The sequence below is a fragment of the Thermogemmatispora sp. genome (assembly GCF_042408735.1).
GTDB lineage: Bacteria > Chloroflexota > Ktedonobacteria > Ktedonobacterales > Ktedonobacteraceae > Thermogemmatispora.
In genome coordinates this window covers 53,730-79,026 of the sequence record NZ_JBHOQV010000153.1, presented here as the reverse complement: position 1 = coordinate 79,026, position 25,297 = coordinate 53,730, and the positions used below count along the sequence as shown (strand labels likewise).

The following is a 25,297-nucleotide window of genomic DNA, read 5'->3' as shown; positions in this document are numbered from 1 at the left end:
CTCGCCGCCCTTCAACCGGCGGGATAGCTGTCACGCGAGCCGAAGCTTGCTCCCGCAGCGCCCTCCCTCCTACCCTGCCGTATGCTGCTCAAGCAACAGGCACAGGGACAGGTTATAGAGGCTTGAAGCGAAAGGGTTTCATGACCATGGAAGCAGCTCTCTCCGATGTCCTCGTCATCGATCTCTCGCGCGTCCTGGCCGGCCCCTACTGCACAATGATTCTGGGCGACCTGGGGGCCACGGTCATCAAAGTTGAACAACCAGGCAAAGGCGACGATACACGCCAGTTCGGCCCGCCTTACATCGCCGGCGAGAGCGCCTACTATCTGGGACTCAACCGCAATAAACTGAGTATTACTCTGGACTTTACCCGTGAGGACGATCGTCAGCGCCTCCTGGAGCTGATTAAGAAGGCGACCGTTCTTGTAGAGAATTTCCGGCCTGGAACGCTGGCCCGCTACGGTCTGGGATATGAGGATCTGCGCACCATCAATCCTGGTCTGATCTACTGCTCGATCAGCGGCTATGGACAGACCGGCCCTTATGCTCAGCGCGCCGGCTACGATTTCGTGGCCCAGGCCGAAGCGGGCATCATGGCGGTGACCGGCGAGGTCGATGGAGAACCGATGCGCGTAGGCACGCCCGTCGGCGATCTGACCGCCGGAACCTTCGCCTGCATCGCCATTCTGACGGCTCTGCGTGTGCGCGACCGCACGGGCCGCGGCCAGTATATCGATATCTCCTTGCTGGAAGCCACGATTACCTTGCTGGGCAACGTGGCCTCTAACCACCTTATCTCGGGCGAGGAGGCCCAGCGCTACGGCAATGGCCACCCCAATATCGTACCCTATCAGGCTTTCCGCACACGCGATGGCTACATTGTGATCACCTGCGGCAACGATCGCCTCTTCCGCTCCCTTTGCCGCCTGCTCGGTCGCGAGGAGCTGGCCGACGACCCGCGCTTCGCCACCAATCCTCAGCGCGTCCGCAATCGCGAGGCGCTGATCCCCATCCTGCAGGAGCTGCTGCTGACCAAGGATAGCGAGAGCTGGCTGCAGGAGCTGCGCGAGGCCGGTATTCCCTGCGGAGCGATCAACAAGGTGAGCGAGGTCTTCCGCGATCCCCATATTCAGGCCCGCGGCCTCGTCTGGGAGTGCGAGCACCCGACAGCGGGGACCATCAGGCTGGTCGGCTCGCCCCTGCGCCTGTCAGAGACGCCCGCGCGCCTCTATAAGGCCCCTCCGCTGCTCGGCGAGGATAACGGGAAGGTCTGATCTGCCAGCAGGCCGGCCTGCTCGGGCCAGGCCGGCAGAACTTCACTCAGGGTCAACCGCTCGGCGACACCGGTCAGGGAAATAATCGGTAATAATAAAGAACAGGCCAGCGGTTGTCCGGAGCTTAGCCGTTCCTTGCCCTGTCCGATAGAATGTCAAACAGAACCCCTGGAGGGTGGATGGCGAGGGGTGCGGATTCTCTGTGCCCGTCCTTCGTCGGAGCGCCCCAGTCGGGGAGGGAAGGCTTAGCCTCTCCGCGAGCCAGGCCAGGGACGCCTGGCCACCAGTCCAAAGACAAATGGGCCTGAGTGTTGTCCCCCTCGACCCTATAGGATATACTAATCGAGAACATAATGGTGTATCTGGAGGAAGAACGTGAAATTCACTTGTAAGCAGCAGGACTTGAGCCGTGGTCTCTCTGTGGTGAGCCATGCCGTCTCGAGCCGCAGCACCCTGCCGATTCTGGCCAACGTGCTTCTGAGCGCGGAGCAGGGGCGGCTGAAGCTGGCGGCGACCAACTTAGAGATTGGTATCAATTGCTGGGTCGAGGCCCAGATCGAGGAGGAAGGCACAACGACGGTTCCGGCCCGGCTCTTCACGGAGCTGGTCAACAGCCTGCCCCAGGGGTCGGTCCAGGTGACGGCCCAGGCGGATACCCATGTGGTCAATCTGCAGTGCCTGGGCCTGGGCATCAATACCAACGTCAAGGGCATGGACGCCTCGGAATTTCCGCTGATCCCGACCGCTGAGGGAGGCGAGCCGCCGATCCTGTTAGAGGCGCCCTTGCTCAAGGAGATGATCAGTCAGGTAGCCTTCGCCGCCGCCAAGGACGAGTCGCGACCTGTCTTTACAGGCGTGCTGGTACAGGTGCGCGACGAGCAGGTGACCTTTGTGGCCGCCGATGCCTTCCGCCTGGCAACGCGTACGGCTCCCTTGCCGGGCGCCAGCGAGCCGCGCGAGGATATTCTGATTCCAGCCCGCACGCTGACCGAGCTGGCCCGCATCCTGCCCAACGAGGGGCCGGTCGAGATGATCGTCACCCCCAACCATCGCCAGGTGCTCTTCCATACCGAGCAGATCGATCTCGTCTCTCGCCTGCTCGACGGAACCTTCCCCAACTATCGCTCTATCATTCCGGTGGAGTATAAGACGCGGGCGGTCCTGGAAACGAAGGCCCTGAGCGAGCGTGTGAAGGCCGCCGCGCTCTTCGCTCGCAATAGCTCGAATATCACACGCTTGAAGATCTCGCCACGTGGCGCTGGCGGCTCGGAGAACGGCACAGTGACGATCGAGGCGACCGCTGAGGACCTGGGCGATACGACCAGTACCCTGAACGCCGTCGTTGATGGCGAGGAGATTCAGATTATTTTCAATGTGGACTACCTGGTCGATGTGCTCAACGTGCTGGATGCTCCGGAAATCGCTCTGGAGGTGACTTCTCCCATGCGCCCCGGAGTGCTGCGCCCAGTCGATGCGACCAACTATACGTATGTCATTATGCCAATGCACACTAACCGTGGCTGACCCGAGGGACCGGCCGGGCCTGCTGGCTCCGCCCTTCGGGTCCGCCATAAATGGCATGGACAGCGAGCGGATTCTAAAGGGCACTGGCTGGTTGGCTGGTTGGCTGGCGCTGGCCTGCCTCCCTCACCACACACAGGCCAGGCTTCTTCGGCAGCGGGGCGGGCCAGGGCCAGCAGGTGAGCGTCGCTGGACCGCGCTGTCCTCGCGCCTGCCACCCCGGCGCGCCCTTCGAGGGCCTGAGAGGTGGCGGCTGTCTTTGCTCGGAGACAGGTAGGTAGATGGAGTCTCGATGCACCTCGTACATCTCGCACTGACCGACTTTCGTAACTACCGACAGCTTGATCTGCCGCTAGGGCCGGGTCTCTTTCTCTTCTGCGGCGAAAACGCTCAGGGCAAGACTAACCTGCTCGAAGCCGTCTCGATGATCGCCACCAGTACCTCTTTCCACGCCTCGGCCGATCGCGAGGTGGTCAACTGGTATGCGCCCGATCACCTGGCCCGCATCGATGCGCGTGTCCGACGGCGCGATGGCGAGTTGCATGTGGAGATGGTCATCTTCGATCCAACCCCGCCGCAATTGGGTGGCGAGCAGGCCCTCCGTCCCTCGCATTGGCCCGGCGGCACACAGCGCAAGCGCATTAAGATCAACGAGGTGCCGCGCCGCTCCCTCGACCTGATCGGGAGCATGACCAACGTGCTCTTTGCCCCCGCCGATCTCCACCTGGTCGACGGCTCGCCCGATGAGCGCCGACGCTTCATCGATCGCAGTCTATGCCAGGTGCGACCCCGCTATTGCCAGGCACTGCAGCAGTATCGCAAGGTTATTCTGCAACGTGCCGCCCTGCTCAAGCGGATCCGCGACTACCATGAGGATCCGCGCCTGCTGGACTACCTCGATGAGCGGCTGACGCTGCTGGCCTCGATGATTATGTTCGAGCGCGAGCGCATGCTGGCGGCCCTCAATGAGCTGGCGGCGCCGTTTCAGCAGCAATTGAGTGGGGGACGCGAGCAGCTCCAGATTGTCTATCGCCCCTCGTTCCAGCTCCATCCCCAGCGCTCGCTCACGGAGGCCCAGGGCTATTATCTGAAACAGCTCCATGCCGTGCGGCACAAGGAGATTCAACAGGGGGTCTGCCTGCTGGGGCCACATCGCGATGACCTGGAGTTTCTGGTCAATGGCATGAGCGTGATTACCTATGGCTCGCGCGGACAGCAGCGCACAGTGGCCCTGGCCACGAAGTTTGCCGAGCTAGCCTATATGCGGAGCGCAACCGGCGATGAGCCAGTGCTCTTGCTCGATGATGTCTTCAGCGAGCTGGACCAGCGGCGGCGAGAGCAGCTCTTGCAGGCCATTCTCGACCACGAGCAGGTGCTGCTGACCACGACCGAGGCCGGGCATTTTCCTCCGGAGGTGCTGGAGCGGGCCTACAAGTTTCAGGTGGTCAACGGTCAGCTTCTCCCCTGGTAGGATCGAGCCAGACGGCGGCCTGGCGGGCGGCAGTCCACTCCAGCGACGATCCTTCCTTCTTTCTCCTTCCCCTGGCCTTCTCCAGATCGCACCCCGCCATTCCGAGAGAGGGCAGCCTCAGACCAGGCGGCAGCGGCCTGCGCTCTTCCAGGGTCCGCCCACTCTCCCTCCTCTCACAGTAGAGGGGTCCTAGCCTTCGGCCTCCGCCTCGGGCGAGGCTGGGGGGCGCTCGCATGCCTCGCCAGCGGTCCACAGCTCGGAACTGCCGCCGGCGGCGGGATTCTGAAGAGGGGCGGGGCGCCCTCCCTGGCCAGGGGCCGGCGGATTGATGCCCAGGTGTTCGTAGGCCAGGCGCGTAGCGACTCGCCCGCGCGGCGTACGGGCGATAAAGCCGAGCTGGAGCAGGTACGGCTCATAGACATCCTCAATGGTCTCTGGGTCTTCGCTCGTACTGGCCGCCAGGGTATCGAGGCCGACCGGTCCCCCGTCGAACTTATGGATGATGGTCAGCAAGAGATGGCGATCGGTCTGGTCCAGACCGATATGGTCGATCTCCAGGGCGTCAAGGGCGGCGCGGGCGATCTGGCGCGTAATTACCCCATCGGCCTTGACCTGAGCATAATCGCGCACGCGGCGCAGCAGCCGGTTCACGATTCGCGGGGTCCCGCGGGCACGGGTGGCAATTTCCTCGATGCCCTCTTCGTCAGCAGGGACACGCAGGATGCGGGCCGAGCGGCGCAGAATCTGCTTGAGGGCCTCAACATCGTAGTATTCCAGGCGATAGATGGCTCCGAAGCGATCGCGCAACGGGGCCGAGAGGGCACCAACGCGCGTCGTCGCCCCGACCACCGTGAAGGGCGGCAAAGAGATCCGCAGCGAGCGTGCGCCCGGCCCTTTACCAATCACTACATCGATGGCGAAGTCCTCCATAGCCGAATAGAGACGCTCCTCCACGGCGCGCGAGAGCCGATGAATCTCATCGATGAAGAGCACCTCACCCTCCTGGAGCGAGGTCAGGATAGAGGCGAGATCGCCGGCGTGCTCGATAGCTGGTCCCGAGGTCGTTTTCAGGCTGACCCCCATTTCGGCGGCAATAATGTTGCAGAGCGTGGTCTTGCCCAGGCCAGGCGGCCCATACAGGAGGACGTGATCCACAGGTTCATTCCTGCGACGGGCCGCCTCCAGCAAAATAGCGAGGTTCTCCTTAATGCGCTCCTGCCCGATGTACTCGGCCAGACGACGAGGGCGCAGACTGCTCTCAATAATCTCTTCTTCCTGGCTCACGCGCGGCGAGACGAGCCGGTCGCTCATAGTTCTCTCCTGCCGATCTCTTCTGGTCTGATCATCTCGTCACAAGCGGGGACCTGCCCCTGTCAGGCAGACCTCCGCCCTCTCTCTTCCACCATCAGCCCGAGCCTCCCCCTTCCTTTGGCTTTTTCTTTCCCTACATTATAGCAGCGGAAAAGTGTGAGGAGAAAGCTATCTGGCCCCGCCCCGCCTGGCGGCCTCTCGCTCTCCAGACAGAGGAGGTCAGCCCGCGCGGCCATTCTGGCAGGGAGGGGAAAACTGCAGGGGAGGGACAGGCGCCTCGTCCCGCCAGGAGGCTCATCGGTAGAGGGGCTGAGCGGAGAGAGCAAGGAAGCAAGAGAGCGAAGAGCATCTGATCATGCAAAAGTACCATTCCTGCGAGGCACCTTGACACCGGTACGTTGCTCTCCTACAATCGATCCACGAAATACCCAGCGAGAGGATAAGGAAGGAAGAAGAGGATCGAGGATGATCAACCGCTCCAGCCGCTACACCGTCGCTCAGCCTTCCCACCCACAACCACGAGCCTGGCTTTTCGCCCGAGCAGCCGCTGGTGCCGCCTTCGGCGGCCAGAGCGGCCATGGTGGTGTAGCGACAGCGACAGCAGCAAAAGCAGCGACGGGGGTCCTGGCCGTGCCCACACCTGGAACGACGCTCTACGTTTACCGCGACCATCGCAACTGGGTGCGTACTCTGGACTGGTCGCCCGACGGGACATGCATCGCTTCTGCCAGCATGGACGGCACCGTACAAGTCTGGGAGGCCGCCACAGGCAGCGAGCGTTTCACCTATACCGGTCACCGGGGCCAGGTGCTAACCCTGGCCTGGTCGCCGAACGGGGCCTATGTAGCCACGGGTGGCAACGATCGGACCATGCAGATATGGAACGCCGCCGATGGTGAGCGGCTGCTCTCGCGCCGTGATCACGCGCGCTACATTCTGGCCCTGGCCTGGTCGCCAGTGGGGGCGAAGCTGGCCTCTGGCAGCGAAGATGGTCTGGTCGAGATCTGGAGTTTGAAGGACGGTGATATTATCTTCACCTATGATGGCCACAGCCACAAGGTGCTGGCCCTGGGCTGGTCGCCGGAGGGGCGGCGTATTGCCTCCGCCTCCTGGGATGGCACGCTGCAGGTCTGGGAAGCCAGCAACGGCCATCAGCTTTTCGCTCCTCTGCAGCACGGTACGCCTCTGGGAGCCTTAACCTGGTCGCCCGACGGCCAGTATGTGGCCTGCGGTGGCTTTGGCGGCCAGGTCTATCTCTGGAATGCCTCTACGGGCGAGGCCGTCTGTAGCTACCAGGCCCACCCCAGTTGGGTCAACGCCCTGGCCTGGTCCCCTGATGGGCGCTACCTGGCCTCTGGCGGAGACGATGGCCAGGTCCATCTCTGGGAGCTGGCCAGGCGCGAGGTTGCCTTCACCTACGCCGGCCATAGCGATCAGGTCAATGCCCTGGCCTGGTCTCCTGATGGTAGCTGCATCGCTTCCGCCGGCGACGATCAGACCGTGCAAATCTGGTTTACTCCCTGATCGCCCGCACCGCGACCAGCGGCAGTAGGCCGCCTCCTACCTCGCGTCTGGAGACGATGCGCAGCCCGGCCCCGGCCAGCGTTGTCAGCGTCGGGCGATTCCAGTGGCAGTTGCCGGCACAACGCCTGGCCAGGGGCGTCAGCAGGTCCTGCAGTTGCGCCATGCAGGGGCTGGCGGCGCGCACGTGCTCCAGCAGGAGGAGCGAGCCAGTCGGCTTGAGCAGGCGCCGTAGCTCGGCAAAGCCCCGGGCCGGCTCCTCGACCGAACAAAAGACCAGGGTGGCCACCGCGCTGTCGAAGCTCTCATCGGCAAAGGGCAGCTCCTCAACGCGTGCCTGGTGCAACCGAACAGGAACCGCGGCCTCCTCCCGACGCCGCCTGGCATAGCGCAGCATGGCCGGATCCGGCTCGACGGCCTCAACAAACTCCACTCGAGAAGGGTCGTAACAGGCGAAGTTTAGCCCCGTGCCAGCCCCCACCTCCAAAACCCGGCCCCACGCCGCCCCCACTACTTCCGCTCTGAGGGCCTTCTCCCACTCGCCTCCCCACCGGCTGAGCAGCTCGTAAACGGCGGCAAAAAGCGGATGATGAATACTCTGCATGGTGTTTGACAGCTTTTTACAGACAATGTTACTATAGCTGGAGAGCGCGAGCCGACTCTCCTACACCGGCAACCAACGCGCCTTAGCCAACGTGTAGAGCATGAAGCATGCAACGCAATGCAAGCCAACGACGACCGGAGACCGTGGCCCCAGTCTCTGTCAGCGTCCTGGTCGGCCCGGCTCCTCTTTCACCTTAACGGAGTAACGTGACGGATGTATAGCGACGATACCACTCCCATCTACTGCGACCGCTGCGGCCAGGCAAATCGCCCACAGGCGCGCTTCTGCTTCCAGTGTGGGCAGCCTTTGCCAGAGCGCCCTCTCTCTGCGACTCCCGGAATCGAGAGAGAAACTGCATCCGATCTGAGTGCCAGCACCGGCAAGCTTCCGCTCAACCATCTGCTGCGGCAGCGCTACCGCATCGTGGCCCTGCTCGGCAAGGGAGGCATGGGAGCCGTCTATCGCGCTCAGGACATCCAGTTCGGCGATCGCACCGTGGCCATCAAGGAGATGAGCCAGAGCGGCCTGCGACCCGAAGAGGTCGCTGAGGCAACGGCGGCCTTTAAGCAGGAAGCCCTGATGCTGGCCAGCCTGATGCATCCCAACCTGCCACGCATCTACGATCACTTCTCGGAAGAGGGACAGTGGTATCTGGTTATGGACTTCATCGAGGGCGAGTCGCTGGAACAGTATTTGCTCCGCTGGCAGCGCGAGCATCCCAATGGCCCGCCAGGACTGCCGATCGCCGAGGTGCTGGAGATCGGTATCCAGCTCAGCTCGGTGCTCGGCTACCTCCATAGCCGCCAGCCCCCGATCATTTTCCGCGATCTGAAGCCGAGTAATGTGATGCGGACCGCCGAGGGCCATCTCTACTTGATCGATTTCGGTATTGCCCGCCACTTTAAGCCAGGCCAGGTGCGCGATACTCGCGCCTTCGCTTCCTGGGGCTACGCCGCCCCCGAGCAGTACGGGAAGGCGCAGACGACGCCGCGCTCCGACGTCTATAGCCTGGGCGCCACCCTGCACCACCTGCTGACCGGTCAGAATCCTACGCAGTCGCCTTTCCGCTTCACGGCTATGCATTCCTATACCCAACCCCTGGAATACGAGTTGGAGAAGCTGATTATGCTCATGGTCAGCCTGGATGAGCAGCAGCGCCCGGCCTCGATGGCGGCCATCAAGCAGGAGTTGCAGCGCATCGCCGCTCTTCAGACCAGCAGCCAGCTCATTAATCAGTCGCAGACCCTGCCTTCGTTGACCGAGGCGACACCGGAGGGGGCCGCTGCTACGCCAGCAATTACGCCCGCCAGCGCCACGCCAACACCGACCCCGATACCGGCCCCGGCCCCAGGAGCCTCCTCGATCACGCCACGCCTCGAGGTCTCTCCGTCGACGCCAACGCCCGGCATGCGCCTCTATACCTACAGCGGCCACAGCGAGCGCGTCTTTGCCCTGGCCTGGTCCCCCGATGGGCGCCGCGTGGTCTCTGGCGGCTACGACCACACCCTCCAGGTCTGGGACGCCACCACGGGGCGAGAGATTTTCGCTTACCGCGGCCACCAAGAGCCGGTACGCACCGCCGCCTGGTCTCCGACTGGCGATCATATCGCCTCGGGGAGCAACGACCACACGGCTCACGTCTGGGAGTCTGCCAGTGGACGCCGCGTGACAACCTTCCGCGGCCATCAGGACTCCGTGATCTCCCTGAGTTGGTCCCCCAAAGGCGATTTGATCGTCTCTGCCAGCCTGAGCAAGCAGGCAATCGTATGGGAAGCCATGACGGGCAAGCGCGTGGCAACCCTGCGCGGCCATACCAGCCTGGTGAGCGCCGTGGCCTGGTCCCCCGATGGAACGCGCATCGCCTCCGCCAGCCTGGACAAGACGGTCCGCATCTACGATGTTAGCTCCTGGGAGGTTATTTTCGTCTACCAGGGCCATGCCGACAGCGTCACTACGCTGGTCTGGTCACCGGATAGCACGCGCATCGCCTCCGCCGGCGAAGATAAGACCGTCCAGGTCTGGGATGCCGCCAACGGACACCACATTCTGACCTATACGAACCATAGCGACGAGGTGACGGCCCTGGCCTGGTCCCCCGATGGAACGCGCATCGCCTCCGCCGGCGAAGATAAGACCGTCCAGGTCTGGGATGCCACCAACGGCGACCACTTGCTGACCTACAACGAGCACCCCGAAGATGTCAACGCCGTGGCCTGGTCCCCCGATAACACTCGCCTGGCCTCCGCCGGCGACGATGGAGATATCCACGTCTGGCAGGTAGCTTGAGGGGCCAGAGGACAGGGCCGGCCCTGCCCAGTCCAGCCGCCCTGTGGGCTGTAAGCCCCATCCATCCGCTCTCGCCTGACCGACTGGGCCCTGATTTCGCCCGTGCTCTTGCTGCATGAGAGAAGCACGGGCACTTTTCTTTTTGCTTTTATTCCTCACTCTGGTTTCCAGAAGTCGAGCAGATATTCGAAGGTAGTGCCCATCGTGATATAGTTGCTGGGCCAGCCGAAGATTCCGACGCGATTGACAATGTTGGTGCGATCCCAAATGATAATGTTGCGCAGCTCGTAGCCGGCCAGGCGCAGGGCTTCGATCACGGCCATGTGGATGGTAATGCGCTGGTTCTCCCACCACATGTCGGTGACGTTGACCACGCAATGGGCGCGCTTCTTGAGTAAGGGCAGCAGCCCGGCAAAGATCTCGCGCATGGCCTGAGCATAGGCCGTTAGCTCCAGGGTGCCCAAATCTTCAGGGAGCTGGCTGTACTGCTCAACGCGGTGGTATTGCGCGTTCTTGCGCGCTCGACCGCGCCGACTCTTGTTGAGGCGAGCACGGTTAAGTAGGTTGGCATAGGGGGGAGAGGTGACAATGCAGGCTACGCTGGCCGGGTCGAGGTAGAGGGGGATATTGCGCGCATCGTCTTGCAGGGCAAGCTGACGGGTCTGGGCCGCCAGGGTTTCGCTGGGCAGCGGCTCACGACTGAGGCGCTCGCTCGCCAGAGCGACGTAGCCGGGATGGATGTCGAAGCCAACGGCGTTGCGCCCAACATCACGGGCGGCGATGAGGGTGGTGCCGCTCCCCATGAAAGGATCAAGTACCAGCTCACCGCGATGGGTGAATAGCTCGATGCAGCGGCGCGCCAGGGCGATGGGGAAGGCCGCCGGATGCCTCTGCTTGTCGCGAATGTCACGCTTCTCGTAGGAGAACTGCCAGACGCCCAGTTGACACTTGATCCACTCTTTAGGCGTCAGGCAATTGAGATGGGTGGGATCACAGCGGCAGGTGCGCTGGCCAGAAATCATCAGTTTCTTCGATTGGGCTTCCATAGAGACCTGCCGCCGTAGACCCCCAGGGCACACCCAGGGGAGAAAGGCGGCTCCTCCTTTCCAGGCAGAATAGGCTGAATCCCCCGCTCGCTCCCCCTCCGCCCTGCGATCCTGCCAGTTCAGGGCCGGTACGGGCACCGCAAAGACTTTCCGGCTGGCCGGCCGGCCAGCTAGCAGCAATGGCCTGGCTTCTCCTCACAGGATAGGGGAAGGGAAAGCGCCCGATCAAGCTGCGCCTCCCGGAAACGGCCCACCGGCTGATCTCGGTCGAACCAACCGGTCCCTGGCTAAGGCCAAGGCGCGGGCCAATGGGGTTGCCGACAGGGCGGGTACGCCCTGACTTCAACCAGGGGCCGGCAATGAGGATGGCTCTCCCCCTTTCGCATTGCCTGGCTTACTTGCTCGCAGGCAGGCAGGGTAGAGTCTGATACGTGCAACAGGGACATGGACCAGGGATCTGGATCCAGCCAGCCGCCAACAGGGATCGGCGCACTGGCTGGATCGATCTATCTAGCTAGCTATATTCTACATCCTCATACTACGTTCTCTTACGCCCAACAATAATCTGCCTGGTACCTTTACCAAGGGGACGCCGCTCGTAATCGCCATAGATGGTCTCTACTGCGAAGCCGCTGGCGAGAAAGAGCAGCTGCAGCTCGCGAGGAAAGTACATGTGTAGATCGAGTTGGGTGAGATAGCGCTCGTTCTCTCCCTGTTCAGAGAAGCGTTCGTGGATCCACACCATGTGCTCAAGCTGCTCGCAGGGGTCGTAGCGACGACTGCTGTAGATGAGGAGGGTGCTGTCGCTGGCCGGGTCGCCGATCTCGTCCTCAAGATAGAGCTGAGAGGGGCGATTGAGAGCGGCGCTCAGATAGTCAAGGTCGGGCAGCAGGACATCGACCACAAAGCGCCCACCCGGCGCCAGATGATTATAGGTGCGGCGGAAGGTGGCCAATTGCTCTTCAAGAGTGTAGAGGTGGCCCGCCGAGTTGAAGGGCAGAAAGATCAGGTCAAAGTCGCCACAGGCGGGCAGGTGATAGGTACGCATATCGTCCTCATGGAGGATGACCCGGCGCTGTAGCTCCGGCGGCTCCTCGCCCAGCTTACGTCGGTAGGCAGCCAGCATCTGGGGGGAGCTATCCAGGCCCTCGATGACAAGCGCGGGAAAGCTGCGCGCCAGCGGAAGGCCAATCCGTCCACTGCCGCAAGCCAGCTCCAGCACATGCGTGGGCCGATATTCTTCGATGAGACTTTTCCAGAAAGGAAGGTCCTGCTCGCTCTGGCTCTGATATTCTAGATCGTAATCCTCAGCTCGCTCGTAATACTCACCAACACAATAGGCCATAATTCTGGTCCTCACCAGCCAGACATCGGCACAAGGTGGCGCGTAGCAGGCAGATCAGGCACAGATCATCGAGCACAGACAGGCTTGCTACGCACAAATGCCCCCTTGCAGGGGCAGTAGCAGAGACAGGGGAAACAGTAAGAGAAGGAAAACGATGGCGGAGAACGGTAGAGGGACCGCTCTCACCATCTATAGTAGAGTTTAACATATGGCCGGGCAGAGGCGCAAGGGGAGTCGGGCCTCTTTCCAGCTCCGACCCTATGCTCTTCGGCTCATTTCACTCTCCCGCCCCCCAGGCTCGCGTGATATATTACGGTTGACCCATGCCTGTACCTGGCGCTGGAAGCGGCAGCGGCGGCCAGCGACCAGCCGAGGAGGCGTCTCCGGAAGGCTGGCCGCCGCTGCCAGAAGATTGCCGCCATCTCATCGTGTCGTGGACAAGAGGACAAGGCTGATACTTCTCTCATGCAGTGAGCTTAGTAAGTTGAGTAAGTAAGAAGGAAGAACGCAAGGAGCTTTCTATGAAAATCAGAGGGAAAATTGTGGCGACCGGCCTGATTGCCAGTGGAGTGCTGGGGACGGTGGCCGTAGTGAATAAGATCACCGAAGCGCTGGCCGGCGAGCTGAGTCCCGGCCTGGCCGGCGAGGGACGCCGCTACCCCTGGAAATATGGCGATGTCTTCTACACTATGCAGGGGCCGCGCGAGGCGCAGCCGCTGGTCCTCGTGCACGGCCTCGGACCCGGAGCCTCCTCCTACGAATGGCGACGCAACCTCGAGGCCCTGGCCCAAGAGTACCGCGTCTACGCCCTCGACCTGCTCGGCTTTGGCCTCTCCGATCGCCCAACCATCACCTATGAGCCGCAGATCTTCAGCGACCTGCTCAGCGATTTCCTGCGCGAGGCGGTGCGCGGGCCAGCCCTGGTGGTGGCGCGCGGACTGAGCGGGGCCTATGCCATCGCCGATGCCTATCGGCATCCAGGCAGCTACGCCCGTCTGGTCCTGGTCTCACCCCCAGAAACCATGCTCGAAGAACCTTCCCCGAGTCCCCTGCTGGCCAGCTTGCGCTTCGGCCTGCGCCTGCCGCTGCTTGGCCAGTTCGCCTACAATCTGTTGACAACGCGGCGAGCGATCCGCAATTACTATGAAGAGCGCGCCTACTACGATCCTTCCCTCATCAGCGATGAGCTGATCGAATACACCTACATCAGCGCTCACCAGCCTGATGCGCGCTTCCCCGTCGCTGACCTCCTGGCTGGCAGGCTGCAAGCCGATGCCAGCGAGCCGCTCGCGCGCCTGACCGTCCCCGTGATGGCCATCTGGGGTCGCAACGGCGCCGGCATCAGCGCGGCCTTCAAGCGCATCAATCCTCAGCTGGAAACCCACGTGCTTGAGCGCTGTGGAGAGCACCCTCACGAGGAACAGCCGGAGACCTTCCATTCGTTGCTGCGCTCCTTTGTCGGCAGCGCCGTTTGAGTCGCGGCGGCAGCGCGGCCAGGGAATCAGGGCAAGCTGGGGGCGAGGGTAGGGGTCGCCTTCTCAAGGTCATCGGCAATTGAAGCCGCAGCACCGTCCGCGGCTGTCCAAGCCAGCTCAAGGCAGAACAGCCGGCGTAGGTGCCTGCGGCTTCCCAGTCCTGTTGTGTTGCAGCGGCCTGCTCTGATCGGCCAGGCTCGCCTGTCACTCAGAAAGTTACGAGCGACGGGGCGGTTGCTGGGGCCGAAACTGCAGTGCCTGGGCCTGCCACAGACGATGGAGGGCCTGGTCAACCGCCGCGGCCTGCCGATCCATCTGCAGACGATAGAAGACGCGCAGGGCCGCCCGATAGCAGTTGCGCGCCTGCTCCAGATAGCCCCTGCCGGCGCGAGCATCGCGCCCTAGCTGGCTGTAGGCTTTGCCGCGCTCAAACTGGAGCTGGGCCCACTCAAAAGGCAAGGTCTCGCGCGTCACAACCTGCAGGGCCTGATCGTAGCAGGCCAGAGCCTGGCGCAGCGCGGCCTGACGCTGTCGGCCCCTCGCCGGCAGGCGGCGGTAGGCCCGTCCCAAGGCCTGCAAGGTGGCCGCCCAGAGGGTGGGGCTGCTATCAGGCCGATAGACCTCCAGGGCCGCCGTGTAGCAGTCCATAGCCCGCCTCAGATTGCGGTAGCGATTGCCTTCGCGCAGGGCACTCCAGGCATCGCCCAGTGCTCGCTGGAGCCTGGCCCACTCTTCGGGACTGTCCTCACGGGTCCAGACCCGCAAGGCCGCCTGATAACAGCGCATGGCTTGATGCAGCAGACCCGTCTGCCGCTCAGCCAATTGGTGCAGGGCCAGGCCCAGGTTGTATTGCACTCTGGCCCACTCGTGCGGAAAAGTTTCTGGCCTGTAGACCTGCAGGGCCGCCCGATAGGCAGTAATGGCCCTCTGCAGGAAGGTAGAGCGCGCCGGCCCCAGGCTGTCAGCATAGGCATTGCCCAGGTTGCTCTGGGCTAAGGCCCATTCAGCAGGATGGGCGGCCCGGCTGTAGACGCGCAGGGCCGCTCGATAGCAATCGATGGCGCGCGCCAGATACTCCTGACGTTTGCGTCCGGGCAGACTGCGGTAGACGTTGCCCAGGTTAAGCTGCGTCGCCGCCCAGTCGAGCGGCGCTGTCTCAGGCGTGCGTATCTCGAGGGCGGCCTGGAGGCACATCAAGGCTCGCTCCAGATGCGCACGCCGCTCGTGCTCGTCTGCAAGACTGGCCAGCTCGGCGTAGGCAATGCCCAGGTTGTTCTGAAGTCGCGCCCACTCCTCTGGAAAGGCATCGCGCCTAAAGACGCGCAGGGCCGCCTGGTAACACATAATGGCGCGCTCGATGGCGGTACGCCGTGGCTGACCAGGGAGCTGGAGGTAGGCGTTGCCGCGATTCTGCTGGACGGTCGCCCATTCGTAAGGATGGGTCGCATGGGTATATATCTGCAGGGCGGCCTCGTAGCAGGCAAGGGCGCGCTCCAGCCGCCAGCGACGATCAATTCCGGGCAGGCCCACGTAGGCCGTGCCCAGGTTGTTCTGGAGCCGCGCCCACTCTAGAGGATGCTCCTGGCGCTGACAGAGACGGAGAGCCGCTTTGTAGCAGGCGATGGCTCGCTCCAGATTGCGACGACGCTCTCCCCTCGGAAGATCGCACCAGGCGTTACCCAGATTCTGGAGGGTAACCATCCGCTGCCTGACAAAGCGCTCCCCGCGGAAAACGCTGAGAGCCGCCTTGTAGTGGGCAATGGCCCGCCGCAGCTGCTCGCCGCGCTCCTTTCCTCCGGGAAGCTGGCTATACGCGACCCCCAGATTGTGCTGGAGCTGCGCCCACTCGCATGGATAGGCCTCCCGTGTGTAGACCTGCAGCGCCGCCTCGTAGCAGCCTATGGCCCGCCGCAGATTCGCTGCCCGCTCGCCAGCAGCCAACTGGACCAGGGCATCCCCCAGCCCCTTCTGAGCGCAAGCCCACTCGCGCGGATGGGCCTCCCGCGTGTAGACCTGCAGCGCCGCTTCGTAGCAGCCTATGGCCTCGGCAAGCTGCTGTTGCCGACCGCCAGCGGACAGCTTTGCGAGGGTCTGGCCGCGCTCAAGCTGAGCCGCTGCCCATTCGGCATCGTGTCGTCTATCGTGATGGTCTATCATACCAGAACTCAGCCCCCTGCTGGATGATTTCGTCCTTACAGGAACAATCGGCTCGTTCCAGATCTCGTATGAGATGCTCGTCCATCAGAGCCGCCGACAGAGTCCTCGGCTCGGGCTACCCCGCTCCCTGAGGAGCAGGGCAGCAGCTACAGACAAGTCAGCGGCGGACGACAGGGGCAAATCGGTTGATGAGCTACTGCGAGAGACGATGAGCGATGGGTTGATCTGGCTGACACTTTTAGCTTAGAAAACGGAGCCGTTTCTGTCAAGCATTCAGGCAGACAGGTGAAAGGGTTGGACCAGGCCTCCCAGGCCGCACCGGAAGGCCAATCGACAGGCAAGGGGACCTGGCCCCTTAGCCGTCCCCTGAGCCTTGGTCAGAATCCATGAGGAGGGGTAAGGTAAACCAGAAGGTTGAGCCAGCTCCGGGCTGACTGATGACCCCAACAGTCCCCTCGTGACGCTCAATGATAGTCTTGCAGATGTGAAGGCCCAGGCCAAGACCGGGGCTGGCGCTGCCCTGGGCCTGAATGCCAGGAACGCGATAGAAGCGCTCCCAGATGCGTTGTTGCTCGGCAGGCGGCAGACCCGGCCCTTGATCGCTTACAGAAACGCGAGCCTGCCGCTCCTCGCGTTCGATCAAGACCTCGATCGGGCTTTCGCGCGGCGAATATTTGATGGCGTTGGTGAGATAATTGGTGACCACCAGGCCAATGCTTTCTGCATCGGCGAGAACCACAATGGGGGCCGGCTCACACTCCTGCGTTAGCTCCTGGCCGGCCATCAGCAAGCGGATGCGCCTGTGAGCCGCCGTCGACTGCAAATCGCTCACCGTCTGCCGCACAATGGCCACCAGGTTCTCCGGTCGACGCTGCAAGACGAGGCGATCGGCCTGAGCGCGTGAGGATTCGAGCAAATCGCGCACCAGGCGTGTGAGAAGACCAGTCTGGCGATCCGTTCGCTCCAGCAGCTCCTGGACAATGGCCAGCTTCTGGCGCTGCTCATCGCTGAGAGGCAGACGCTGCAGATGGCGCCGGGCGAGCTGAACATTGCCCTTGATGGTGGTGAGCGGGGTCCTGAGTTCGTGGCTGGCAATGCTGAGGAATTCGTCCATGCGCCGATTGCTTTCGCGTAGAGCCAGCTCATTGGCGCGGGCCTCCGCGCGCTCGTGCAAGAGGCGCTCGTGCTCGGTCACCAGAGCTGCCAGACGGGCCACAGCTTTAATGAGAGCCATCTCCTCGACGCTATAGTCGTGCTCACGTTCGGCATGCTCAATGCGAATCAGGCCAATGAGCTGCTGATCGATGAGCATCGGGGCGATGACCGCCGTATAGCGCTTGCCCGCCAGGAGCGGCATCACGCTGCCGTCGTGACCACGTTGACCCAACAGACGGTCAGCCCGGAGGGCCGCGACCGCCTCGGCCGGAAAACAGCGGCTCAGCTGAGGCTCGAGCGGACGATCCACAGGCAGCCACCTCTGCCAGTGCTCGCCAGCGGCCTCATCGCCGGCGTGAGCCAGCAATTGCAACACCTCGTTCTCTGCCCGCAGATGCACAATCGAAACCTGGCGGCAGTTCAGGACCTGACAGATCAGGCGCGCCAGACGATGAGTAATTTCATGCCGCTGTTCTCCACAGGAGACCTCTGTTGCGGGAGACGGGGAACTGGCCGGCTGACGCTGAGGGCCAGTCAAATCGCGCGGGATCTCTACCAGGGCCTCGGCCAGTGCCAGCAGGGCTTCGAGAGCCTCATGGGTGCGGCGCTCCAGCAGATAGCGCTCGGTCACATCACGTCCGATGGCCACCGCCCCGATTACACAGCCACGATCGTCGCGCACCGGCGAGCCGCTCACGCTGATGCGCCTCTCGCAACCGTTGGGCAGACAGACAAGCAGGTCGCTCAGGGGGGCATCGGCCAGCACCTCACCTCGGAGGAGGCGCCGCGATGGCCACTGCTCGTGCGCCAGAGGTTGCCCATTGGCATCGCGCAGATTCAGCTGAGCGAGGTAGTCATCAACGGTCATCTCTCTCTCCGGGAGCGGCGCCAGCCAGTGGAGGAGGCGACGGGCAGCAGCATTGACGCTCAGAATCCGCCCATCGCAGTCAAAGATAAAGACCGCATCGGTCATGGCCTCAAAGGTCGCCTCGAGCTGATTGGCGCGCAGCGTCGCCTCATAGGCCGTCTGGACTAGCTCGTCTTCAAGCCGCTTGCGATCGGTGATATCCGTGCAGGTGCCAACCCACTCGCGAATACGACCATCGGCTTCGCGAACCGGAACGCCGCGGACCCAGAAGGTGCGATAGACGCCGTCATAGCGGCGAATGCGATACTCGATCTCGTAGAAACCGCCGCTGGCCAGGGCCTGCGACCAGACGTGCAGCGTTCCCGGCCGATCATCGGGGTGAACAGCCTCCAGCCAGCCTAACCCCCGCACCTCTTCAAAGCTCTGCCCCGTGTAGGCTCGCCAGGATGGCGAGTCCTCTTCAACTAGCCCCTGGGCGTTGGCGACCCAGACAATTTGCGCTGTGGCCGCTACCAGCGAACGGTAGCGCTCCTCACTGCGCCGAAGGCGCTCTTCAATACCGGCAGCTTCGTCCGGCAGCGGAGAAAGTTCTTCCCCAGAGGGAGCCGGTGGCAGTTCTGGGAATGTACTCATGGCGCTCCTGCTCTTCTCTTGATCGCCGTTCCCGCTTCTGGCTCAGAGATGCTTACGGGGAAGTTCAATCAATATAGGAAATTTTCTCATAATTGATATATCAATATGTTTTGTGGCAGCAGTCTAAGTGTAGCAGAGATAGCGGGAGTGCGTCAAGTTTTTGCAGGTTGGCTTACATGCTCCTCGACTGAGAGCGGTCTCCTCACTCGCTCGTCCGTTCGCCCGCCTCCTGGCCTGCTGGTAGCAGCCGGGCAGGAGAAAAGCCAGCCTGCCGCCCGTTGAACCGTGCTGGCCTATCAACGGGGGCAGGCTGTCAGCTTCCTGGAGGCAGTCATTCCTGCCAGGTTTGTCCAGGCAAGACGACTGGGGCTGGCTTAGCTGACCACGGCGCGGCGGAAGGTATAGATCCCCAGGCCGAGGAAGCCGACGAAGGTCACGCCCAGGCCCAGCAGTACCCAGCCTATTCCCAGGGTAGGCAGGCTATAGCCGTGGATGGGAGGAACCATTGCGTAGCGCAAACCCTCGCAGGCATAGGTCAAAGGATTGAAGAGCGTGATCACCTGGAACCAGCGGATGCCATCCAGTTGACTCCAGGGATAATATGTGCAGCCCGTGAAGATGAGCGGGGTAAAGATCAGGGCAAACATCAGACCGATCTGCTCAGGCTTCACCAGCGTACCGATGGTCAAGCCAAGCGTGGCTCCAGCCAGAGCCGTAAGGACCATGATACCGATGATGACGCCGATCGCATCGGTGCGCACGTTGTAATTGCTCCCCAGTACCCAATAGGCCAGAGGGAAGATGATGGCCCCAGCAATCAGGCCGCGGAAGGCAGCAAAAAGGATTTTTTCGAGCGCCACCATGCTCACTGGCAGGGGGGCCAATAGGCGATCATCGATCTCGCGCCCAAAGCCCAGATCAAGCACCAGGGGCAGGGTCACCCCCTGCAGGGCCGTCGTGACCACGGTGAGGCCGACGATGCCCGGCAAGAGCAGCGAGGCGTAGCTCTGCTGAGCGGCCCCGATCGAAGGGAGGACCTTGCCAAAGATGAAGAGAAAGAACAGGGGCTGAAGCAGCACCTGGATCAGAAAAGGGATGAACTCGCGCCCGATAACCACCAGGTCGCGGCGGAAGATGGCCAGGAAGGCCACGAGAATCGTTGCCAGCCGGCTGCGCGTGCCTCTCCTGCCCTCGTCTTTCTCAAGAAAAATTGTATCTATAGATGTATTGATGCTCATGCACGTAAATTCCTTCCTGTCAGATGGATGAAGACATCTTCCAGGCTTGGGCGGGCCACATGGAGGTCGCGCAGCTCGGCGCCACGGGTGCTAACGATGCGCATGGCTTCGGCAGCCAACTCGCCCGCTTCCTCGCCATAGAGGCGGAAGGTCCGCGTTCCCTGCTCGCTCTGGCTGTCGTCGGCGGCCAGCTCCTCGACGTGCGGAGTTCCGGGCAGACGTGCTAAAAGAGCGCGCAGACCATCAGCGGAGGCGGCTCCATCTCCGGAGGAGACCGTTGCCTCCTGGGGGATGCGCACGCGCAGTTCCAGGCGCGTGCCACTCGGCACCAGCTTCTTCAGGTTCTCCGGGGTATCGAGCACCAGGATACGGCCGTGATCCATAATGGCAATGCGCTCGCAGAGCTGCTCTGCCTCCTCCATATCGTGGGTCGTCAGAAGAATCGTCACTCCACGCTCATGCATCGCCCGAATGCGGTCCCACAGGAAGAGCCGCGATTGTGGATCGAGGCTATTGGTCGGCTCATCAAGGAAGAGCACATCCGGCGAGTGCATCAGGGCGCGCGCTAACATCAGCCGCTGAGCCATGCCCCCAGAGTAGCGCCTGATCTTTTCGCGACCACGACCCTCTAAGCCCAGCTCCTTGAGCAGAGCCTCAGCCCGCGCTTCGCGTTCCGCGCGCGGAATGCCATGATAAGCGGCGTGAAAGGTAAGAATCTCGCGGGCGCGCAGGCTCTGATCGAGATTGCTGCGCTGGGGAACCACCGAGATGCGTTGCTTGACGCCGATGGGGTCTCGCACCAGATCGATGCCCATGATGCGCACCGTGCCGCTGGTGGGCAGGACGCTGGTTGTGAGGATGCCGATGGTCGTGGTCTTGCCGGCACCATTGGGACCCAGCAGGCCGAAGATTTCCCCACGCCGGACGCTGAAGGAAATGCCATCGACGGCGTTGACCTTGCTCCGCGGATAGCGCTTGACCAGATCGCGGACCTCGATCGCCAGCTCCTCTTTGACCTCCGCTGGCTGCTCGCTTTTTTGCTCCAGATCGAGATTATTCATATCCTCCTCTTGCTATATCGCTCTTGCTACATGAGCAACAGTTGGGCAGACTGATACCCTTGCTCCTGCATTACGACAACCGGTTATCCACTCGATAGTAAAAGCGGTCGACCACCTTGTAAGGAAAGAGGGCAGGCTCTCCCTCTTCCTGGCCCTGTCTCGTCGCTGCCCAGAGCAGGTACAGCGGTCGCCCACCCTCAGCAGGTCTTCGTCAGCCAGCGCCACAGGCAGGCCAGCAGGCAGCCACCCCTCGACCCACCCCTCGGTCCAACCCTCAAAGAGCCGGCAGATCGTCCGCCGCTAGATGTCCAGAAACTCTATCCCGTCCTCCTCGTGATCGGCTTTGACCACCTGACAGACGGCCTCATAGAGTTCCGGCGGCACGTGGCCGCACAGATCCTCTAACGAGTCGTAGATCTCCAGCCGATAGTCGTAATCCTGAGGCCAGCAGGCCCACTGGCGAGAGAGCCAGGACTGCCGTGACCAGGCACGCCAGTCACTCCAGTCAGGCCCTTCGCGGATGTAGACAGCGAACTTCCCTTTGCGGGTCTGATAGACACGATAGCTAATCTCGCGCCCCCTCTCTGGCTGGCGGGTCAGGCCGCGGGCCAGCAGACGCCCCCAGAAACGTTTATAGACACGGGCGACCTTCCCCACCCTGACGGTGATTTCCTCAAAGCCGGCACGCCTCGCCTCCTCTCGTTCCACAAAACGGCGCAGAGCTGCCGCGATAGTAGCCGAAAGGTTGCCACCCGCCAGTTGCTGAGCTTTCTCAAAGATCGGCAGATCGGCATCTGCTACATAGATGGTGCGATTGGGCAATCTCGGTACCTCCCGTCCGCGCTTCCCAGTGCCCTCTCTTCCGACGAGGCACCAGGAGCGCTCATCTCCAGCCTTGTCACACAGTCCCGCCCCGCTCCCCCTCGGCAGGTTCCCAGGGCAGATTATCCATATATGGCTACGTATATGTATACCGTCAGCGCCGGGGAAAGGATAACATATGTATACGTATACTGTCAAGGGTCGCAGGGCGGCGACCAGGCTGGCGGCAACCGCGGCCAGGAGGAGACCGCTTCCTGAATCCAGGTCCCAGGCTGCGGTCGCCGCCAAGCGGAGCTGCGGGCGAAGAGGTCAATCTATCGGCAGTCTGCCGATCTTTTCTGAGCCTGGGTCCAGGCCGGCTGGTCAGGAGCAGCTCCAGAGCACATCGACGTAGTTGCTCGGTCCGCTGAAGCGCAAGAGGTAGCTGCTGGGACAACCTGTGCCTTGGGAGAAGTCACGCACGATGACGCGCACCTGCTGCATTCCCTGGGGACGAATCTGCCCACTGGCCGGGAGCAGATAGATATCGCTGCGACCGCCTTCGCCCGCCGGAACCGGCCAGAGACTGCCGTTGCCGCCGGGGCCAGCAATGCTTGTGGACCAGGCCAGGTTTTGCTGGGCTGACCCCCGACTGCTGAGCGTCAGGCTACAGGACCAGCCGGGGTAGCCGCTGCTATCTACTGCCGGCAAGGCGTAAAGACAGTCGCTGCTGCTGGTCCCAGGGTGGGCCTGCAAACTTACCCTGTCGGCCACCAGCAAGGGCGGCGCGGCCTGGGCACTGGCGGTGGCGGCCAGTTGCGCTCGCGCCTGGGCCTGAGCAGCGGCCGTTGCCTGGGCCTGGGCGCGCTCTTGGGCCTGAACCGTGGCCGTGGCCCCTTGTAGAGCGCGCACCGTGGCCGTGGCCGCCGGCTGGGCGCTCTGTGGGGTAGTGCCAGCCCGAGCCTCCATCTGGTTTTCTGTCACCGGCCCCTGTGCCGCCCTGGCTGTAGTTACCTTCTCCCAGGATCTCCCGCTCTGGCTACCGCTGCGGAGAAAGGCAGGCTGGCTTGTCACCAGAAAGTAGGCCAGAAGGCCGCTGCTGGCAAAGAGCAGGACGAGGACTACCAGCACAGTCACAACCTGGACCGCGCTGCGTCGCCGCGGGCGAACCAGGCGCCGCAGTTCCGTTGTCCCCTGACCGCTTGGGGGAGAGACCGGCAGGGGACCCGTTTTCGTAGGAGCAGGCGCGGCTGGCGCTTCGGAGGCAGCCTGATAGTGGCCTGTCGAACCTGGCAGATGCTGAGGCCGCGCCGTACGAACAACAGGCTCCTGCCCCAGGGAAGAGACGAGGGGAAAGGTCCCGGTGCCACTGACAGGCACTGCCTGTCCCGACTCACTCCTTCCTGGCCAGGAAGGCCAGGGCGCCTGCGGCACAAACGGCGAAGATGACGGGAAAGGCAGTTGAGGAACATCAAAGGCGCCGGATACTGCTGGGACGCCGGCCGTCACGCTGACTGGCATGGCCGGGCCTGGGCCGCTACCTCCTGGGAGACTGGTCAGCAGCTCGTCTGGCACCACATCAAGTTTCAATAAGAGGTCCGGCAAAGCCTCCTCCGCCTCGGCTGGGGCCGAGGCCGACGCGCCCGTTCCCTGGCGCTGCCAGCCCGCCACCCGCAGGGTCTGCCCATCGACCACTCCTGGCCCGATCTCAACCTCAACTTCCTCGCCCGCTATATTCAGCCGTCGGCGCGTTCCCTGTCGGGCTTCGCTCCGGCTAATGGCGAGGCGCACCTCGATCAGGCCGCTCTCGTCCAGCCACCCGGCCTCGCTCTCTCCTCCCTTCTCCAACTCCGCCAGCGGCGCACCGCCGGCAACAGCCTCCTCCAGAGCGCTGGCAAAGGCCGCCACCGAGCCAAAGCGCTCCTCGGGACGCTTGGCCAGGGCTTGCAGCAGAACGCGATCGATGGCCGGCGAGAGGGCCGGATTCTGGCTGCTCGGTGGCGGTGGCGCCTTCTGCAGGTGCTGGTACATCAGGGGTCCTGGCCCCCCCTGAAAAGGGGGCTGGCCAGTGAGCATCTCGTAGGCCATGATGGCCAGCGCATATTGATCGGTGGCACAGGTCGGCTGGCCTTCCCACTGCTCGGGGGCCATATAGGTCGGTGTCCCGCGAATAATCTGGCCCGTGGTCAAGCTGGCCTCTGCAATGCGAGCAATGCTGAAGTCGCTCAGCAGAAGATGAAGACGCCGCGGCTGCCTGGGATGAAGCTGTATCAGCAGATTGGAGGGCTTGACGTTGCGATGAACGATCTGATGATCGTGCGCGTGCTGCAGAGCATCGGCAGCCTGGCTGATCAGATCGCTGACTTCCCGGGGACTTAAAGGCCCAAGCTGTGAACGCAGGCGCAGCCAGCCCGCCAGCGAGCCTTCGGGCCGATAGGGCATGACCATGTAGAGCAGCAACAGGCGCTGCCATAGCTCCTCACCGTAATCGTAGAGATCTAGAATGTGAGGATGATCCAGCCGGGCAATGGCCTTCAACTCGCGTTCGATATATCGTCTCGCCTGCGAGGCCGCTGTGGCCTCGACACCGGTTGTGGCTTCGGCTGTCATAATTTTGATGGCTACCCGGCGCCGCATGTGGAGATCGTCAGCCAGGTAGACTTCGCCCAGGCTCCCGCTGCCCAGTGAGCGCACCAGGCGGTAGCGACCCTGGGCTAGCTGCGTACCCTCTCGTAGCATTACCTTCCCCGCTTTCTCCAGCCCAGTATTTTTCATCTATTGCAAATATATATGGACATACACTACAAAAATGTGCTATGTCGTCTAGGGTTAACTATAGCATATTCTTGCAGCAGGAGAAAACGGCTGGGATATTGCTCCCGGGGGAGCAAGGATCAGCATACCCGGTTAGGGGAAGGCTCTGCCCTGACTCTCTCCATTCCCTCAGCAAGACGATGGCCCAGATGGACAGATCAACGGACAGCTAGAGCAGCCAGATCGAACCCTGGCCCGCCTGTCTGAGCAGACCGGCCCGCCCACCCATCAATCTAGCAGGCAAGAAAGAGGCACCCGTTAGACCGCCGCTGCTTCAAGGCAACTGGAGACAACCACGCCGGAGGCGCGGTGGAGAGTGAGCGCGAAGCAGACGCAGCACGGGCGCTCTGCTTTTTAGGAACGCCCTATCCCCCGGCTTCTGGCATATCCTTTTGTTCCCCCACCCGACTCCAGGGCCAGGACCGGACGAGGGCAGCCCAGAGCCAGCTCGACCCTCTCCTTATCCTGCACGAAGTTGTGCGCCAGGAGCGCCTTCGATACTCAGCATCGCCTCAGAGACCATAGAATATGCTATGATAGCAATAGCCGAACAGGCAAGGCCAGGCTGGCTAGACTGGCCGGGCCCCCTGAAATCGATGACCAGTGGGCCAGAACGAGCCAGCTGGCCTTTTCCTCCAACGGGAGACTTCCCTCTCCGTCTCTCCCACGGCTCACCCGCCGTGGAGGCCGCCAGGCTGAGATTGACCATCACTGCG

The 25,297-nt window shown here is 62.6% G+C and carries 16 protein-coding genes; 6 read left to right on the top strand and 10 right to left on the bottom strand.

The features are described from left to right. Positions 1 to 140 precede the first annotated feature (140 nt). The 3 genes from ACFMO7_RS17290 to recF all read left to right on the top strand — a co-directional run bounded on the left by ACFMO7_RS17290 (position 141) and on the right by recF (position 4,266). Entirely contained in the window at positions 141 to 1,274 is a 1,134-nt protein-coding gene (locus ACFMO7_RS17290) for a CaiB/BaiF CoA transferase family protein (protein ID WP_376796734.1), read from the top strand. A 375-nt stretch (positions 1,275 to 1,649) separates the two neighbouring features. Continuing rightward, positions 1,650 to 2,798, top strand: coding sequence for a DNA polymerase III subunit beta (dnaN, locus tag ACFMO7_RS17285; protein WP_376796733.1), 1,149 nt, complete (start codon positions 1,650 to 1,652; stop codon positions 2,796 to 2,798). Between the two features lie 289 nt (positions 2,799 to 3,087). After that, entirely contained in the window at positions 3,088 to 4,266 is a 1,179-nt protein-coding gene (gene recF, locus ACFMO7_RS17280; RefSeq protein ID WP_376796732.1) for a DNA replication/repair protein RecF, read from the top strand. Positions 4,267 to 4,455: 189 nt separating this feature from the next. On the opposite strand, the gene ruvB is transcribed toward recF, so the two are convergent. After that, positions 4,456 to 5,577: a Holliday junction branch migration DNA helicase RuvB gene (gene ruvB / locus ACFMO7_RS17275; RefSeq protein WP_376796731.1), complete on the bottom strand. Its 1,122-nt coding sequence runs from the start codon at positions 5,575 to 5,577 to the stop codon at positions 4,456 to 4,458. A 465-nt stretch (positions 5,578 to 6,042) separates the two neighbouring features. Here ruvB and ACFMO7_RS17270 point away from each other — a divergent pair, with 465 nt between their 5' ends. After that, entirely contained in the window at positions 6,043 to 7,101 is a 1,059-nt protein-coding gene (locus ACFMO7_RS17270; protein WP_376796730.1) for a WD40 repeat domain-containing protein, read from the top strand. Here the strand turns inward: ACFMO7_RS17270 and ACFMO7_RS17265 are convergent. Then, the gene (locus tag ACFMO7_RS17265; RefSeq protein WP_376796729.1) at positions 7,091 to 7,702 is read right to left on the bottom strand and encodes a class I SAM-dependent methyltransferase; all 612 of its coding nucleotides are present in this window, start codon (positions 7,700 to 7,702) and stop codon (positions 7,091 to 7,093) included. The genes ACFMO7_RS17270 and ACFMO7_RS17265 overlap by 11 nt on opposite strands. A gap of 213 nt (positions 7,703 to 7,915) precedes the next feature. Between ACFMO7_RS17265 and ACFMO7_RS17260 the strand changes: the two genes are divergently transcribed. Continuing rightward, on the top strand, positions 7,916 to 9,988 hold the full coding sequence (locus ACFMO7_RS17260; protein ID WP_376796728.1) for a protein kinase: 2,073 nt from the start codon (positions 7,916 to 7,918) through the stop codon (positions 9,986 to 9,988). Positions 9,989 to 10,143: 155 nt separating this feature from the next. On the opposite strand, the gene ACFMO7_RS17255 is transcribed toward ACFMO7_RS17260, so the two are convergent. Both ACFMO7_RS17255 and ACFMO7_RS17250 read right to left on the bottom strand, forming a co-directional pair. After that, positions 10,144 to 11,034 carry a DNA methyltransferase gene (locus ACFMO7_RS17255; protein ID WP_376796727.1) on the bottom strand — a complete coding sequence of 297 codons (891 nt, stop codon included), beginning with the start codon at positions 11,032 to 11,034 and terminating at the stop codon, positions 10,144 to 10,146. 538 nt (positions 11,035 to 11,572) lie between these two features. After that, positions 11,573 to 12,379 carry a class I SAM-dependent methyltransferase gene (locus ACFMO7_RS17250; protein ID WP_376796726.1) on the bottom strand — a complete coding sequence of 269 codons (807 nt, stop codon included), beginning with the start codon at positions 12,377 to 12,379 and terminating at the stop codon, positions 11,573 to 11,575. 521 nt (positions 12,380 to 12,900) lie between these two features. On the opposite strand from ACFMO7_RS17250, the gene ACFMO7_RS17245 reads away from it, so the two are divergent. Further along, positions 12,901 to 13,854 carry an alpha/beta fold hydrolase gene (locus tag ACFMO7_RS17245; protein WP_376796725.1) on the top strand — a complete coding sequence of 318 codons (954 nt, stop codon included), beginning with the start codon at positions 12,901 to 12,903 and terminating at the stop codon, positions 13,852 to 13,854. A gap of 216 nt (positions 13,855 to 14,070) precedes the next feature. Here the strand turns inward: ACFMO7_RS17245 and ACFMO7_RS17240 are convergent, their stop codons facing one another. From ACFMO7_RS17240 to ACFMO7_RS17215, 6 genes are all read right to left on the bottom strand, one after another. After that, the gene (locus tag ACFMO7_RS17240) at positions 14,071 to 16,011 is read right to left on the bottom strand and encodes a hypothetical protein (RefSeq protein WP_376796724.1); all 1,941 of its coding nucleotides are present in this window, start codon (positions 16,009 to 16,011) and stop codon (positions 14,071 to 14,073) included. 355 nt (positions 16,012 to 16,366) lie between these two features. Continuing rightward, positions 16,367 to 18,667, bottom strand: coding sequence for a PAS domain S-box protein (locus tag ACFMO7_RS17235; protein WP_376796723.1), 2,301 nt, complete (start codon positions 18,665 to 18,667; stop codon positions 16,367 to 16,369). Between the two features lie 374 nt (positions 18,668 to 19,041). Beyond that, positions 19,042 to 19,905 (bottom strand): ABC transporter permease, encoded by an 864-nt coding sequence (locus ACFMO7_RS17230; RefSeq protein ID WP_376796722.1) that lies wholly within the window; start codon positions 19,903 to 19,905, stop codon positions 19,042 to 19,044. Continuing rightward, positions 19,902 to 20,966 carry an ABC transporter ATP-binding protein gene (locus ACFMO7_RS17225; protein WP_376796721.1) on the bottom strand — a complete coding sequence of 355 codons (1,065 nt, stop codon included), beginning with the start codon at positions 20,964 to 20,966 and terminating at the stop codon, positions 19,902 to 19,904. Before ACFMO7_RS17225 ends, ACFMO7_RS17230 begins: the two co-directional genes overlap by 4 nt. 300 nt (positions 20,967 to 21,266) lie before the next feature. Next, positions 21,267 to 21,788, bottom strand: coding sequence for an EXLDI protein (locus ACFMO7_RS17220; protein WP_376796720.1), 522 nt, complete (start codon positions 21,786 to 21,788; stop codon positions 21,267 to 21,269). A gap of 363 nt (positions 21,789 to 22,151) precedes the next feature. Next, positions 22,152 to 24,506, bottom strand: coding sequence for a protein kinase (locus ACFMO7_RS17215; protein ID WP_376796719.1), 2,355 nt, complete (start codon positions 24,504 to 24,506; stop codon positions 22,152 to 22,154). Between the last annotated feature and the right edge of the window lie 791 nt (positions 24,507 to 25,297).